The organism is Alkalihalobacterium chitinilyticum (genome assembly GCF_029028005.1).
Taxonomy (GTDB): domain Bacteria; phylum Bacillota; class Bacilli; order Bacillales; family Bacillaceae_F; genus Alkalihalobacterium; species Alkalihalobacterium chitinilyticum.
Window position 1 is genome coordinate 15332 of record NZ_JAOTPO010000009.1, and the last position, 15943, is coordinate 31274.

The 15943-nt window shown below is 36.7% G+C and carries 18 protein-coding genes and 1 other RNA gene; 17 read left to right on the plus strand and 2 right to left on the minus strand.

What is annotated here, in order from left to right; translation table 11 throughout:
• Positions 1-176 precede the first annotated feature (176 nt).
• The 8 genes from N7Z68_RS13495 to N7Z68_RS13530 all read left to right on the plus strand — a co-directional run bounded on the left by N7Z68_RS13495 (position 177) and on the right by N7Z68_RS13530 (position 8121).
• Complete coding sequence (locus N7Z68_RS13495) at positions 177-653, plus strand: glutathione peroxidase (protein ID WP_275119008.1); 477 nt, start codon at positions 177-179, stop codon at positions 651-653.
• A gap of 60 nt (positions 654-713) precedes the next feature.
• Positions 714-1145 (plus strand): MarR family winged helix-turn-helix transcriptional regulator, encoded by a 432-nt coding sequence (locus N7Z68_RS13500; protein WP_275119009.1) that lies wholly within the window; start codon positions 714-716, stop codon positions 1143-1145.
• Positions 1146-1294: 149 nt separating this feature from the next.
• Entirely contained in the window at positions 1295-2494 is a 1200-nt protein-coding gene (locus N7Z68_RS13505; RefSeq protein WP_275119010.1) for a DUF418 domain-containing protein, read from the plus strand.
• A gap of 273 nt (positions 2495-2767) precedes the next feature.
• Entirely contained in the window at positions 2768-3508 is a 741-nt protein-coding gene (locus N7Z68_RS13510; protein WP_275119011.1) for a GTP pyrophosphokinase, read from the plus strand.
• A 42-nt stretch (positions 3509-3550) separates the two neighbouring features.
• Entirely contained in the window at positions 3551-3985 is a 435-nt protein-coding gene (locus N7Z68_RS13515) for a DUF5392 family protein (RefSeq protein WP_275119012.1), read from the plus strand.
• A 227-nt stretch (positions 3986-4212) separates the two neighbouring features.
• On the plus strand, positions 4213-4482 hold the full coding sequence (locus N7Z68_RS13520; RefSeq protein WP_275119013.1) for a hypothetical protein: 270 nt from the start codon (positions 4213-4215) through the stop codon (positions 4480-4482).
• A gap of 74 nt (positions 4483-4556) precedes the next feature.
• Complete coding sequence (locus N7Z68_RS13525; RefSeq protein ID WP_275119014.1) at positions 4557-6848, plus strand: DEAD/DEAH box helicase; 2292 nt, start codon at positions 4557-4559, stop codon at positions 6846-6848.
• Positions 6838-8121, plus strand: a complete 1284-nt coding sequence (locus N7Z68_RS13530) for a ribonuclease H-like domain-containing protein (RefSeq protein ID WP_275119015.1) — start codon at positions 6838-6840, stop codon at positions 8119-8121. The genes N7Z68_RS13525 and N7Z68_RS13530 overlap by 11 nt, the downstream gene beginning before the upstream one ends.
• A 74-nt stretch (positions 8122-8195) precedes the next feature.
• Here N7Z68_RS13530 and N7Z68_RS13535 read toward each other — a convergent pair whose 3' ends face one another.
• Positions 8196-8519, minus strand: a complete 324-nt coding sequence (locus N7Z68_RS13535) for a 2Fe-2S iron-sulfur cluster-binding protein (protein ID WP_275119016.1) — start codon at positions 8517-8519, stop codon at positions 8196-8198.
• Between the two features lie 311 nt (positions 8520-8830).
• Here N7Z68_RS13535 and N7Z68_RS13540 point away from each other — a divergent pair, with 311 nt between their 5' ends.
• The 7 genes from N7Z68_RS13540 to N7Z68_RS13570 all read left to right on the plus strand — a co-directional run bounded on the left by N7Z68_RS13540 (position 8831) and on the right by N7Z68_RS13570 (position 12925).
• A complete protein-coding gene (locus N7Z68_RS13540; protein ID WP_275119017.1) occupies positions 8831-9166 on the plus strand; it encodes a CotD family spore coat protein in 336 nt (111 codons plus the stop codon).
• Between the two features lie 116 nt (positions 9167-9282).
• The gene (locus N7Z68_RS13545; protein WP_275119175.1) at positions 9283-9831 is read left to right on the plus strand and encodes an SLOG family protein; all 549 of its coding nucleotides are present in this window, start codon (positions 9283-9285) and stop codon (positions 9829-9831) included.
• A gap of 97 nt (positions 9832-9928) precedes the next feature.
• Positions 9929-10240, plus strand: a complete 312-nt coding sequence (gene gpsB / locus N7Z68_RS13550) for a cell division regulator GpsB (protein WP_275119018.1) — start codon at positions 9929-9931, stop codon at positions 10238-10240.
• Between the two features lie 63 nt (positions 10241-10303).
• On the plus strand, positions 10304-10693 hold the full coding sequence (locus tag N7Z68_RS13555) for a reverse transcriptase-like protein (protein WP_275119019.1): 390 nt from the start codon (positions 10304-10306) through the stop codon (positions 10691-10693).
• 83 nt (positions 10694-10776) lie between these two features.
• An RNA gene (gene rnpB, locus N7Z68_RS13560) (RNase P RNA component class B) lies at positions 10777-11167 on the plus strand.
• Between the two features lie 145 nt (positions 11168-11312).
• Entirely contained in the window at positions 11313-12470 is a 1158-nt protein-coding gene (locus N7Z68_RS13565) for a THUMP domain-containing class I SAM-dependent RNA methyltransferase (protein ID WP_275119020.1), read from the plus strand.
• 206 nt (positions 12471-12676) lie between these two features.
• Positions 12677-12925 (plus strand): DUF2564 family protein, encoded by a 249-nt coding sequence (locus tag N7Z68_RS13570; RefSeq protein WP_216829576.1) that lies wholly within the window; start codon positions 12677-12679, stop codon positions 12923-12925.
• Between the two features lie 166 nt (positions 12926-13091).
• Here the strand turns inward: N7Z68_RS13570 and N7Z68_RS13575 are convergent, their stop codons facing one another.
• Entirely contained in the window at positions 13092-13397 is a 306-nt protein-coding gene (locus N7Z68_RS13575) for an iron-sulfur cluster biosynthesis family protein (RefSeq protein WP_275119021.1), read from the minus strand.
• A 144-nt stretch (positions 13398-13541) separates the two neighbouring features.
• On the opposite strand from N7Z68_RS13575, the gene N7Z68_RS13580 reads away from it, so the two are divergent.
• Together N7Z68_RS13580 and nfsA are read left to right on the plus strand one after the other, a co-directional pair.
• Positions 13542-15041: a carboxypeptidase M32 gene (locus N7Z68_RS13580; RefSeq protein WP_275119022.1), complete on the plus strand. Its 1500-nt coding sequence runs from the start codon at positions 13542-13544 to the stop codon at positions 15039-15041.
• Between the two features lie 105 nt (positions 15042-15146).
• A complete protein-coding gene (gene nfsA / locus N7Z68_RS13585) occupies positions 15147-15896 on the plus strand; it encodes an oxygen-insensitive NADPH nitroreductase (RefSeq protein ID WP_275119023.1) in 750 nt (249 codons plus the stop codon).
• The last annotated feature ends 47 nt before the right edge of the window (positions 15897-15943 follow it).

Here is a 15943-nt window from a genome sequence, read left to right on the forward strand (position 1 = left end):
AGTGAAGTTGAACTTCATCATTAAAAGGGTACCTTAAATGAAATCATTTAAGGTATCTTTTTTCAGTATCAAAAAGAGCAGGCAAAAATGTTGCTTCCTATTCATTAAATCGTGTACGATTTAATTGTGTGTGATTAATAAAAATAGATGAGATGAACTTGAAGGAGGAAGTAATAATGCAAACGGTGTATGATTTTCAAGTGAAAATGACAAATGGAGAACAAAAGTCTTTGCGAGAATATGAGGGTAAGCCGTTAATCATCGTTAATACAGCCAGTAAATGCGGTTTAACACCACAATTTAAAGGACTTCAAGAATTGTATTCGAAGTATAATGACCAAGGTTTAGAAATTTTAGGCTTTCCTTGTGATCAATTTAATAATCAGGAGTATGCTAACATAGATGAAACGATGAATTTTTGCCAAGTGAACTATGGGGTAACTTTTCCTATGTTTGCAAAGGTTGATGTGAATGGGAACAGTACTGATCCTCTTTTTAAATATTTAAAAGAGCAAAAGAAGGGCCTATTATCGAGTAGAATTAAGTGGAATTTCACAAAGTTTCTAGTTGATGGGCACGGCCAGGTAGTCAAGCGTTATGGACCGACGATAAAGCCAAGTATAATTGAACACGATTTAGCAAAGCTATTATAAAATACTGCTTATGCACTATGTGCTTATGAATTGTAATACTGTAACTGATGGGTGATAAGTGTGGATGACTTTTTAAAGATAGATAAGCAATTATGTTTTGCTATCTATAAAACAGCAGGGGAATTCAATAAATTATATACATCAATATTACAGCCTTTTGGGCTAACATACCCACAATATTTAGTATTATTGGCTCTTTGGGAAAAGGACCATGTAACGATGAAAGCATTAGGGGAAAAAATTAATCTTGGAACCGGGACGTTAACGCCTATGATTGCAAGAATGGAAAAAAACGGTTGGGTTCAAAAGCAACGCTCAACAGAGGACGAACGTAAGGTGTACATTTCCTTACAGCAAAAAGGGGTAGATGAGAAAGAACATATTACACAGAAAGTAAGTGAAGCGATTCGAACGTGTAATATCAAGCAAGAAGAATACGAACGTCTGATGCAGCAACTTGCAACATTACAAGCAAAACTAACTAAATTATAATTATTCATAGTATGCGATGCTTTCATAGTATCGCTTTTTATTATTTATTAAAAACAAGGATTAACATTTAAGGAGAAATATGTAATGATGGTTTTGTCCATATCATGAATTAACAATACAAATAAAAATAAAAATTAAAGGAGCGGAAAATGAAGGGGAATCCTATAAGTGATACTGAAAGAATTATTACAATCGATATTATTCGTGGAATTGCTTTAATGGCGATTTTAATGGCAAATATGGTTGCATTTAAAACACCTGTATTTCAAGAAGCAAACTTTGTCCTAGAAGGAAGATTATTAGTAGAAGGAACTTTTAATCAAATAGCGGATTATTTATTACATTTATTCATCCATGGAAAGTTTTATCCAATGTTCTCACTGTTATTCGGACTAGGTTTTTTTCTTTTTTATGATCGCTTGAAACAAAAGGAATTAAACGGAAATCGTTATTTTACAAAAAGAGCATTGTTTCTTCTTTTGATAGGAATTTTACACGTTACATTTATATGGTCTGGTGATATCCTGCATACGTATGCAATAGCTGGTCTGTTTTTATTGCTCTTTGTTAATAGAAGTCTTAAAGTGATTTTAATTTGGGCCATTAGCTTGGTATTTGTTTCGATGGTGATCATGTTTTTGTCTCTGCTCGGATATGGTGCTCTCATGCAATTTGAATCCGAGTTACAAGTTACGCGCCAACAGCTATTTGAACAAGCCATGATGATCTTATCGAATGGTACTTATGCTGAAATACTGGAATTCCGTCTTTTAAATGAAGTTTCACTTATGATCCTAAATTTAATCTTTACTCTCCCTAACGTACTAGGGTTGTTTCTCATCGGTCTTTACATGGGGAAAAAGGGGATGTTTCATAATATTGAAGGTTCTCTCCCACTTTGGAAAAAAATTCGTCTACATTCTTTCTGGAGCGGCGGTCTTTTAGCTGTTTTATTCGTTTTCTTAATCTATAATGGTTTAAATACACCGTACTGGTTGTCCTATACATTAGCGTATACCATTAATATTATCGGTGGCCCTCTCCTTATGCTTTGGTATGTATCAACTATTGTATTAGCTTTACAAAACAAGGGCCGTACGAAGAGGCTTATGCCGATAGCTTCATATGGTAGAATGGCATTAACCAATTACATTGCACAATCCATTATTTGTGTCTTTATTTTTTACGGATTTGGTTTTGGTTTATTTGGTTCTGTAGGAATTGCAGTCGGAATCGGTATAGCAATGGTTATCATTAGTTTTCAAGTGCTAGTCAGTCACTACTGGTTAACAAAATACAAGCAAGGGCCACTTGAAGCTCTATGGAGAAAATGGACGTATTCAAAATGATATAAAAAATGAAAGCAGGTCCTTTTTATTTTGCGGGGCTTGCTTTTATTTGTTTAAGGTCTCAAAATATCAAACTAGCTATTATGATTAATGTTGTATATCTTTCTTGTAAATTTTAGGGAAAGTCATGAATTCATATTCAGTTCATACAAACCATTTATAATACTAATAAAGAAAGAGCGTCAAATGAATTGCCGGTAATGAAGGAACGCATTATGTTTTTTTAACCAAGACGTTAAAGAATTTCGTATACCTTAAAGGGGGAAAGGATGAATGACACAAAAAAAGATTGATATAAATTCGTTAAAGAAACTTAAGATGGAACTCACTCGCTTTATGATGACTTATAAATTTGCATTAGATGAATTAAATACAAAAATTGATATTTTGAAACAAGAGTTCCATTATGTTCATGAATACAACCCCATAGAACATGTGTCATCGCGAGTCAAGTCACCAGAGAGCATCTTAAAAAAAATCTATAATAAAGGATATGAGATTTCTTTACCTTCAATTAAAGAAAATATTAAAGACATTGCGGGTATAAGAGTAACGTGTTCGTTTATATCTGATATCTATGAATTAAGCCATATGTTACAAACTCAAAAAGATGTTAAAGTCATTGAAATTAAAGATTATATAAAAGTGCCTAAGCCTAATGGATATCAAAGCTTACACCTTATATTAGAAGTTCCTGTATTTTTGACAGATAGAGAAGAACACGTTTGTGTTGAAGTTCAAATTCGTACGATTGCGATGGATTTTTGGGCAAGTTTAGAACACAAAATCTACTATAAATATAATAAAAAAATTCCACAACGATTAATGAATGAACTGAAGGAAGCTGCAGAGTCAGCATCACAATTAGACAAAAAGATGGAAAACATTCACAAAGAGATGAATGAACTTAAAGCGGTTGTTAGTTTTGATGATGATGCGCAGGAGTTGAAGATTAGTGATGAAAAGTTCCATCTACCAGATGATTTCTTGAAGTATATGAGTCTATTAAAATAGTTATTTGTATAATGACAATCATTGATAAGGAGTGAGTGACATATGTTACCTATTAAGATGGATCATGTCTCCTCTTACACAAAAAAAGAATTTGAGAAAATGCAACGTCGAATTTCACCGTTAGTGAAGAAGAGTACGATTTTTACTGTCGCTTCTATTTCATTAATTTCTATATCATTTATTAATTTGTACTATCTTCTCTTTGGTCACGTAAGCAACATGGTTTTAACGGTTGTTTTTTCGGTACTGGGTGCTGTTGGGATGGCACTATACAAAGAAGTGAAGTTTCAAAATAAGGAAATCTATAATACGAGTATTAATTATATTAAAGAAAGAATAATGAAAAGTGAAATCGTACCTGATTACACTAGAGATAGGTTTATTGAAAAAGTTGTTTCAGAACCTATGAATGCCTTTCACACGTTTAGTGATTTCTTACATCAAGAAGAGCGCATGAAGAAAATGGGTAATTCATAAAAAGGGAAATATTGCAGTAAAACGACTCTCCTAATTTGAAGAGTCGTTTTACTTTTTGTGTTCCAAGAGATTATATGAGCAACAGGATTATCACACTAAATACAACGAATATGTATAAGTACAAATAATTAAAGTTACACTACTTAGCAGTTCTAAATGGTAAAATCTAAAAAGAGTGAATGAGATATTATGATGACTAGTCATATATCATGATGGAGGAGCAATCTATGAAACTACTTGTGCAATCTATTATTATTTCATTAGTGATACACGCATTTTATTTTATTGGTCAAATCGTGTACGGTTTGATGTTAACGAATTCGTACGTTCCTGACATTGTTGACTCTTATGAAAGTGTGGCTTATTTACAAAATGAAGTTACTTTTGGATATATCATAAGTCCAATCTTTTTGTTTGTTTCTTTTATTATTGTTACCTGTTTAGCAGCACTGGCTATACAGTTAATCAAAAAATGGCGAGGTGGCAGGGAATTATAGAAAATATTTCCCTGCTACTTTTTTCTTTATTTACAAACACACATTCGCTACAATATAAAGTAGAGGTGAAAAGTATGTTCGGGAAAAAGTCGTTATCTGATGTATTAGAATTATTAAGAACGGATGAGGAATTATCAAAAAATATTACATACTGGCATGAAATTGAGCCAGAAGAGGGGTCGTATGTTTCTTTTCCTAGCAAGTTAGATGACCGGATAAAAAAAGCATTAACAAATCGCGGAATTACTTCATTATATAGTCATCAAGGACAAGCGTTTTCTTCAGGGGTACAAAAGAAAAGCTTCGTCGCAGTTACACCGACAGCTTCGGGGAAAAGTCTTTGCTATCACTTGCCGGTCTTACAGCAGATTATTGAGGACGAAGAAAGCAGGGCTCTCTATCTTTTTCCGACTAAAGCATTAGCTCAAGATCAAAAAAGTGAAGTGAACGAACTGATTGACGAAATCGGTGTTGATGTTAAATGTTATACGTATGACGGGGATACCGCTCCTAACATTCGTCAAGCGGTTCGAAAAGCAGGGCATATCGTTATCACTAATCCAGATATGCTTCATTCAGCCATTCTTCCACATCATACGAAATGGGTTGCTTTCTTTGAAAACTTGAAATATATCATTATTGATGAGTTACATACGTACCGCGGCGTATTTGGCAGTCATGTTGCCAATGTAATTCGTCGCTTGAAACGGATTGCTCGTTTTTATGGCAGTGATCCTGTATTTATTTGTACGTCAGCAACGATTGCAAACCCGAAAGAATTGGCTGAACAGTTAACAGGGAAACGAATGGAGTTAATTGATAAAAATGGAGCACCTAGGGGTCGGAAGCACTTTCTGTTTTATAATCCACCAATCGTTAACGAACCTTTAAATATTCGTAGAAGTGCAACAGTGGATGTGAATAAGTTAGCAAAGACGTTCTTAAAAGAGAAAATTCAAACGATCGTTTTTGCTAGAAGCCGTGTTCGTGTCGAAGTCATCTTAAGTCATTTGCAGGACCTTGTCAAAAAAGAATTAGGACCGGCTTCAATTAGAGGCTATCGTGGAGGCTATTTACCGAAACAGCGTCGAGAAATCGAACGGGGACTTAGAAAAGGAGAAATTATTGGTGTTGTTAGTACAAATGCGTTGGAATTAGGAGTTGATATCGGTCAGCTTCAAGTTTGTATCATGACAGGGTACCCAGGGTCTGTCGCCAGTGCTTGGCAGCAAGCCGGAAGAGCAGGGCGAAGACAAGAAGAATCGCTTATTGTTATGGTTGCCAGCTCGACACCGATGGACCAGTTTATGATCCAGCACCCTGATTATTTCTTTGAGCGAAATCCTGAATCGGCACGTATTAATCCGAACAATTTAATTATTTTGGTAGATCACTTAAAATGTGCTGCTTATGAACTGCCATTTAAACAAGGTGAAACATTTGATGGTGAAGATATAGAAGAAGTTCTTGAATTTTTAACAGAAGAGCAAGTCCTACACCATAAAGGGTCGAAATGGTATTGGATGAATGATGGTTTTCCAGCTCACGGTATAAGTCTGCGCTCAGCCTCTCAAGAAAATGTCGTCATTATTGATCAATCTAATGTTGGAAATGTAAAAGTAATTGGAGAAATGGACACATTTAGTGCGATGACACTACTACATGATGAGGCGATCTACCTTCACCAAGGAATACAGTATCAAGTAGAATTACTTGACTGGGATGAGAAAAAGGCGTGGGTTCGAGAGGTTGATGTAGAGTATTTTACAGATGCAAATTTAGCTGTTGAATTAAAGGTACTTGAAGAAGATAAGCATAAACCAATGGATGAAGCAAAATTATCCTATGGAGACGTTATGGTAAATGCCAAAGCGACGATCTTTAAAAAGATTAAAATGTCAACGTTCGAAAATATCGGATCAGGGCCAATCCATTTGCCGGAAATGGAACTTCATACAAATGCGATGTGGATGAGCTTTTCAAAAGATGTATTGGATGAGTTTGGTAAAGAACCTCTTGAACAAGCACTAACTGGGCTTGCTCACTTATTCCAGCACGTTGCACCGGTTTTCGTCATGTGTGATCGCAATGATTTGCATGTTATTCCGCAAATTAAAGCGATTCATTCTGAAGACCCAACGATCTTCTTTTATGATCGCTATCCAGGCGGGGTTGGGTTAAGTGAACAGATCTACAAAAATTTCCCGCAAGTTTTAAGGGAAGTTCAGAAGATGGTCAGCGGTTGTCCGTGTGAAAGTGGGTGTCCGTCTTGTGTAGGACCGGCTGTGGAAACAGGAGAAAAAGGAAAAAATTTAGTGGGCAAACTCATTGCTAAATTAACAAGGGGTGATGTAAGTGTCCATTAAAGGAAAACTGTCACGGATGAAAAAGCACTTATCGATTGAACCAGCGCAAGACTCATCGATAAAAGCTGCATCTACATTTGAACATTCTCCAATCGAAATTCCGTTTTATGAGAAATGGAAGAAGCTTAATGCGAAAGCAATCCATCTCGATGATCATTATACGATTTTACGTGAACTACAGTATGATCTGAATACGATACATGGTAAATATACTTTTTCCGAAGCCATTGACATTGTAGACCGTTGGCATGAGGCGAGTTTTAACCACCCATTATCGGCTTCTGGCCGTTCTCCAGAAGAACTATTATTTTTTGATACGGAAACGACGGGATTATCAAGTGGCGCGGGAAGTACGATCTTTTTACTTGGTTATAGTCAATTAACAAGAGAAGGGGTAAAGGTAAAACAATATTTCCTACCTGGACCCGAACATGAAGTGGCCATGTATTATCATTTCCTACATGATGTAGAGAATTTAAGTAATCTCGTCACTTATAACGGGAAAGCTTTTGACTGGCCGCAAGTAAAGACGAGGCACACGTTCGTTCGAAATGAAGTTCCGAAGCTGCCAGCGTTTGGCCATTTTGATTTATTGCACGGGGCTAGAAGGTTATGGAAAGAAACGTTGCCTTCTTGTAAACTATCCATCGTTGAAAATGAAATTTTAAAGTTTGAACGTGGAGAAGATACACCAGGTTATATGGCACCGATGTTATATTTTGATTTTTTACATGAACCAGATCCAGAATATATTGAGGGTGTTTTGACGCACAATGAATGGGATGTTTTATCTTTAATATCCTTATATGTTCATATCTCTAGCTGTTTATTAGATTATGATGGTAAAGAACTTTCAACGAATGAGAAATTACAGATTGGGAAATGGTTTGAGTTTGTCGGTGAGAAGGGGAGGGCACTCGTTTGTCTAGAACAACTTTGGAAAGAAGACAGCAGAAATGTATCCGAAGACGGGATTTTATTACTGACCAAATTATATAAACAGTCCAGCCGTGAAAGTGATGCAATCATCCTCTTAGAAGATACATTTAAAAATCGGCGTTTCTCTTCAGCTGAGATAGCAATTGAACTGTCGAAACTATATGAACACCATGAAAAAGACTATGAAAAAGCATTAGACGCTGCAGTAAATGGACTTCACTGGTTGAAAGAAACAACTAAATTAGTGGATAAATCAAAGACAAAGCAAACTGCAGAAGTAATTAAGCGAATTGAAAGGTTAGAGCAAAAAATAAAAAAAGCGTCTGACTTATAAGTAGATACTGTAACCAAAACCTTTATGTAAGAGGAGGCGACAAGTACTTACTTCAGTCAGACGCTTTTCCTTAATTAACTGTCACTCGGTCTTGGCCCAGCATCAAGTCCTGATTCACTTACGGTCATCATTGGCTTAATAGTAGCATCGCTTTTTACAAAGACTTGGCAAGATAAGCGATAGTTTGCATCTATTCCTTTCGCGGAAAAAGCGGTTTTCTCAATATCCGTTAGTTCACCAAATTCTCCATCAAGTACTTCCACTCTACAGGTCGTGCATTTTGCTTTACCCCCACAGCGGTGAAGTATATCAACACCGTGATCTTCCAAAGCTAGCACTAATTTAGTACCTTCAGTTACTTCAAATGAATCGTGGCCAGGAACTGTTATTTTTGCCATGATTATCCCTCCTTTTTTATTATTATATTCCCCTTATTTCCAAGAAGCAAATTAACCGTATTTCCCGAGCAAGCGCATAATTAGTGGTGTTTCGTCAAATAAACAGATAGAATTGTTTTATTTTGACGAAATATTCCCACTAGTGCAAAAAAAGGTGTTGTCCTTGAATTTAGATACAACTGGGGACAAGGTGAAAAGATAAACTTTAGGCGAACTCATAATTTATATAGGAAATTAGGGCAAACAACTAGTACATCTAGAGGGGATATTACATAGGTTAATATTGAATAACATTAAAGGAGGAATTTAAAATGTGGCATAGACCATGTACGAAAGTAATGCCTGCAGTTGTTCACCCGACGAAAACTACGCATTCTCAACAGTGCTGTGAGTATATTGTTCCGGAAATTCATCCGAGTCATCACCACCATAACACACAACATCACTACAAGCACATTCACAGTTTCCCTCAAACATTTTCACAATCGCAACAAATTACGCATCAGCACTTTGTATCACCAGGAGCTGGAGCAGCACCATTCGCAGGACCAGGTTTTGGTCCAGGAGCAGCCGGGGCACCATTTGGTGGTCCAGGTGTAGGAGGAGCAGGTTTCGGCCCTCGTCCACGACCAGGTTTTGGTTGGTAATCATTAAGTAAGGAGAGCTGTTCAGCTCTCCTTTTCAATTTCAGAAACTTGTATTACGATAGGTTATGTATGAATGCATGTAATAAATCATTCAGAAAGCGTTAGGAGAAAATATGATAAAAGTGTGTGTGGTTTCCGGTTACAAGGGACATGAGTTAGGGATTTTTGATCAAAAGCATAAAGGTATTCATTACATAAAAAAGACAATTGAGAAGAAGCTTCGTTCACTGTTAGATGAGGGATTGGAATGGGTTCTTATCAGTGGACAATTAGGTGTGGAGCTTTGGACAGCTGAAGTTGTATATGAACTAAAGCAAGAATTTCCGCAACTGAGACTTGCTGTAATGACCCCATTTTTGCAACAAGAAAAAAATTGGAGTGAGACGAACCAAGAGCATTACCGTCATGTTTTAGGACTAGCTGATTTTGTGGACAGCATTTCAAAACGTGAGTACGAAAGCCCAGCACAGTTGAGGGTGAAAAATCAATATCTGATCGAAAAAAGTGATGGATTAGTCATTCTATACGATGAATGGAAAGAAGGTTCACCAAAATTTTATTTAGAACCGGCTTTGAGGCGCTACGAAAGAGATGGTTATCCTATTTTTTACATCACACCAGATGATATTAATTCGACAGTCCAAGAGGAAATGGACGAGTTTTAGTTGAATAAAGTCGAAAAGAACAAATTGACAATTGTTCTTAATTCTGAAAAAATAGTAAAAGTAGTAGTCTACAGTTAAGAACTGGGGTGGATTTAATATGAGTCAATTTCGTTTTACAGCAAAAGATATTTTAGAAAAAGAATTTAAGACAAGCATTAAAGGATATAATCAAGATGATGTTGATAAATTTTTAGATGCAATTATCCAAGATTATGAAAAATTTCACGAAACGGTGGAAAGACTTGAACAAGAAAATCAACAGCTTCGTCGCGAAGTTAAACGCGCGCAAGAACAAAAACCAAAAGCACCAACAGCAGCAACATCACCTGTTGGAAGTACAAACTATGATATCCTGCAACGTCTATCAAACTTAGAAAAAGAAGTTTTTGGTAGAAAACTATACGAATAATAAAGTGATGTCGGCAAAAAATGTAGGTAGGCACAACTACGTGGAATTAAAGGAGAGGCTCTATTGATCGAAGTATATATTGATGGGGCAAGTGCTGGCAACCCAGGACCATCTGGAGCAGGTATATATATTAATTATAAGGATGGAAATGAAGATCGTTTTGCGATTCCACTCGGCGAACTGACAAACCATGAAGCGGAATATATGGCACTTATAAAGGCATTAGAAATATGCAAAGAAAAAAACTTAACTGCCGTTTCGTTTCGGACGGACTCGCAGCTCATTGATCAGGCGGTTGAAAAGCGCTATGTCAAAAAAGAGAAATACCAAAAATTATTAGAGCAAGCATTATCGTATATTGATGAACTGGATTTGTTCTTTTTGAAGTGGATCCCAAGTAATCAAAATAAAAATGCTGATGAACTATCTAGACAAGCTGTTAGAAAAAATTAACTGCTTTTCAATGTAGTACCAGTTGACCGTACAGCTATAATCGTAATATAATAATACTTGTCGATAAGACAGCACAGCGTTTAGCGTTCAGGTAATTGCTATATCACTTGATGATATAGAGGAAAGTCCATGCTCGCACGACCTGAGATGGTCGTAGTGTTCGTGCCTAGCGAATTCATAAGCTAGGGTAGTCTGGTTTTGACTGGGCTAACGGCGAGGTAAGCACCTACGTCCTTTGGGATATGGTGTGATGCTTCTGAAAGTGCCACAGTGACGTAGTCCGCTTGGAAACAAGTGGAGTGGAACGGGTAAACCCCTCGAGCGAGAAACCCAAACTATGGTAGGGGCACCCTCTTGAAGGAATTCAACCGAGAGAGGGACAGGTGACTCGTCACCTGTAGATAGATGATTACCCCCTGAGTACGAGGCTCATCACCGCTTGCAGTACAACGGGACAAAACATGGCTTATCGAACGCTAAAATGATGACTGTTAAGCCCACAGTATAAGGGCTTTTTTATTTGCCCTTTTTTAATGGATAATGTTGGTCAAATATCCTTATTTGTGATTTCGGTTGAACATGTCTATAATGGGGAAAGACTATAATGTAGGTGATTGAAATGGATAAAGTGACGTTAATCGCTACGGCAACAATGGGACTTGAAGCGCTAGTAGCAAAAGAAGTAAGAGATTTAGGATATGAAGATGTAACCGTTGAAAATGGACGAATTATATACACAGCAGATCCGATGGCGATTTGTCGTTCGAATTTATGGTTAAGAACGGCCGACCGTATTAAAGTGAGAGTCGGTGAATTTAAAGCACTAAGCTTTGAAGAGTTGTTTGAAAAAACAAAAGCTCTTCCGTGGGCTGATTTCATTCCAGTAAACGCAGAATTTCCAGTAATAGGAAAATCAGTCAAATCACAGTTATTTAGTGTATCTGACTGTCAAGCGATCGTCAAAAAAGCTGTCGTAGAAAGTTTAAAAAAGAAATATAGCACCGATTGGTTTAAGGAAGATGGTCCGCTTTATCGAATTGAAGTTGCGATACATAAAGATATAGCGACGCTTACGATAGATGCAAGTGGAGATGGTTTACATAAACGCGGCTACAGATACCGTTCTAACCAAGCCCCTTTAAAAGAAACGTTAGCATCAGCATTGATTATGCTAACAAATTGGAAAGCGGACAAGCCTTTAATTGATCCGTTTTGTGGGTCTGGAACTCTTCCTATTGAAGCAGCAATGATCGGACAAAATATCGCACCTGGATTTATGCGAGAATTCGCTTCCGAGCGGTGGGATTGGATCGGTCAGGATAAATGGGATCAAGCAAGAATGGAAGTTGAGGATTTAGCCAAATATGATCAAGAGTTAGATATTCTTGGAACTGATATTGATCACAGAATGATTGAATTGTCAGAGCATAATGCCGCTGAGGCTGGATTTAACGATATTATTCGCTTTAAGCAAATGCAAGTTACCGACCTTCGAGCGAAGCGGGAATATGGCTGTGTAATTGCTAATCCACCATACGGGGAACGCCTAGGTGAAAAGGAACAAGTCGCTCAATTATATAAAGAAATGGGCAAAATTTTTCAGGAACATATTCCAACATGGTCGATTTATGTGTTAACTTCAAATGAACAATTTGAAGAGCTGTATGGTAAAAAGGCAACCAAAAAGCGGAAGTTATATAATGGGAAAATCCGCACTGATCTATATCAATATTGGGGACCACGACCACCTAAACCAGTTGCCCCGTCTAACGAATAGAAAAAAGACGCCAAAGTAATCCACTACTTCGGCGTCTTTATCTTCTTCAGTTAATAAAGTTAATTTTCCCGGAAGACACAATTGTATCCAATTAATGATAGATAATACTAATTTACAATAACATTTTTATGTAAACTAAGTAGTGAATATTTTAATTGGTTTAGACATACACTATCACTATATGAACGAAAGGTGGAATAGAGTGTATGTCAGAGCCGTATAACGATTTAAAACAAGTAGAAATGGCAATTAAAGCAGCAGAACGTATGGTGGGACAAGCTACGATGAGTATGGATGAAGATCAGTTACAAGCGGCAACTGAGGCGGTGCAACAAGCTAAGAAACAATATTATACTGCAGCGTCGCATCAAACAGGTGTAGATGAGCGCTTTTTTGAAATCTCATCTGAGCTAATCGAGAAGATCGACCATCAATTGGAAGAAGCAAAGAAATAAGGAGCATATATTCTAATGCTCCTTTTTTATGATATAGAAGACAAGACGTCCTATTTTCGAACAAACCAATAAATTGGAAAAGGCTGACTCTAAACATCGTCGCTGTAATATACATATTAAAGACGTATGTATATAAACAGAAAGGATATTATGAGTCAGCCGCTTTCTATTGTTCAGGATGGTTGATATCTTCAAATTGTGGATTAGTAAAAATCATCATATTTAAATCTTCATTGTAATCAATTGTCATACCTTCAAAGTACCAAGCATCATCTTCCGTAATAAAAAAGGTAATACCTTCTACAGTTGTTTGATAACAATGGCTTGTCGGATTTTCTTTGCTGACACCTACTGAAAAACCGCCTGAGCCCACTCCGCCGACACGGACAAAAAATCGTAGCGGGTGTTTTTTATTTGAAAGAACTTCTTGTTTGTAAAAGCGAGCAGCTTCAGGTGTAATGGTTACATTCATTGTTGTTACCTCCTCTTTCATACTGAACATCATAACAAAATTCTTTGTCGAGTGAAAATAGTTAACATTTGCTGAAAGAAAATTTATAATAAAAGTGTATTTCATTTTTCGAAATATTGTTAAATAAGAGAGGATGCATAAGAGATGTCAACAGAAATCGAAAAAGATTTTTTAGAGTACGTTAAAAAAATGGAAAACTTTAGCGAGGCTCGTTCGTTAATGTTTTGGGACCTGCGCACAGGAGCTCCAAGAAAAGGTGTCGAGCAACGTTCAGAAGTAATTGGTACGCTATCTACTGAAATTTTTAATATGTCTACATCGGATCAAATGAAGGAATACATAGAGGCATTAAGTGAAAGTGCAGATGTTTCAGAAATAACAAGAAAAACGGTTGAGGAATGCAAGAAAAATTATGATCGTAACAAAAAGATCCCTGAAAAAGAATATAAAGAGTATGTTATCCTTGAGTCAAAGTCTGAAGCGGTATGGGAACAAGCAAAAGCAAAGTCTGACTTTGCGATGTTCCAACCCTATTTAGAAAAAATTGTGGAAACAAAAAAGCGCTTTTTAGACTATTGGGGCTACGAAGGGCATAAGTACAACACATTATTAGATGATTATGAGCCTGGAATTACAGTAGATATTCTAGATGAAGTATTTGGAAACCTACGCAAAGAATTAGTTCCTCTAGTTCAAGCTGTAAAAGACTCCAGTCAGCAACCGAGAACAGACTTTTTATTTGAGCATTTCCCGAAAGAAAAACAACGTCAACTCAGCTTGGAAATTTTAAATAACTTAGGATATGACTTTGAATCGGGGCGCCTGGATGAAACTGTACATCCGTTTGCAATTAGTTTAAATCCTAATGATGTTCGAGTAACAACAAAGTATGACGAAAAGGATTTCCGTACAGCTATTTTTGGTACGATTCATGAATGTGGTCATGCTGTGTATGAGCAAAACATTTCTAAGGATTTAATCGGTACACCGCTTTGCGATGGTACATCCATGGGAATCCATGAGTCACAGTCATTGTTCTTCGAGAACATGATTGGTCGTCATCCTTCATTCTGGAAAGCAAATTACCCATTATTACAAAAACATTCAAATGGTCAGTTTGATAATGTTTCATTAGAAGATTTTTATCGTGCAATTAATGTGGCAGGTCCATCGCTTATCCGTATTGAAGCAGATGAAATGACTTATGCTCTTCATGTTATTGTACGTTATGAAATTGAAAAAGGTTTATTCAGTGATGAAATTGAGGTGAAAGACCTTCCGCAAATTTGGAACGACAAAATGGAAGAATACTTAGGTGTCCGTCCAACGAATGATGCAGAAGGCGTACTTCAAGATGTGCACTGGTCAGGCGGGGCTTTTGGTTACTTCCCTTCTTATGCTTTAGGTTATATTTACTCAGCTCAAATGAAAGCAGCAATGGATAAAGACCTTCCTAATTATGGAGAGCTATTAGCTGAAAATAACATTCAACCAATCAAAGAATGGTTAACCAAGAACGTACATCAATATGGAAAAATGAAAAAGCCTGTTGAAATCTTAAAAGATATTACTGGAGAAGGAATTAATTCAAGTTATCTTGTGAACTACCTTCGTAAAAAATACGGTGAAATTTACCAATTTTAATGGTTAAACAGACAACTCCTCTCCTCATTAACAGGGGAGGAGTATTTGTATTCATCCTGTGAGTAGTAGCTATATTTTTTATTAAAACAAAGGAGTAGTGAATAAATGAATTCAACGATTGAAACCATCCTTAATCACAAATCCATCCGCAAATTTCAAGAGCGTTCACTAACAAAAGAACAAATTGAAACGATTGTAAAAAGTGCTCAGGCAGCCTCAACGTCGAGCTTTATCCAAGCATACTCGATTATTGGAGTTAAAGATCAACAGAAAAAAGAAAAGTTAGCTGAACTGGCAGGAAACCAAGCGTATGTGGCCCAAAACGGACATTTCTTTGTGTTTTGTGCTGACTTGCATCGCCATGAACTTATTGGTGAAATGGAAGAGAAAGATTTTTCAGGCGCACTAGAAAGTACAGAGAAGTTTATGGTTTCTTTGATCGATGCAGCATTAGTGGCTCAAAATGCTTCAATTGCTGCCGAGTCAATGGGACTTGGGATCGTGTATATTGGGGGAATACGTAATAACCTTGAAGAGGTGTGCCAACTACTGAATGTACCAAAAAAAGTGATCCCGTTGTTTGGTCTAGCGGTCGGGTATCCTGATCAATCTCCTGATGTTAAACCACGCTTGCCTCTCGCACATATATATCATGAAGATAGCTATAATGAGAATAATAGTGTCTTAAAAGATCAGTTAAAGGACTACAATGAGTTAATCTCCTCTTATTACGAAAAAAGAACAAGTGGTAAGAGAAAGGACACGTGGACCGAACAAATGGCACAAATGTTGTCAAATCCAAAACGTCAATATATGAAGGATTTCATTGAAGGAAAAGGATTTTCGCGTAGATAATTGAAATAGATAAGGCCAGGTTTTCTTTTAAATTAGAAAAGTTTAGG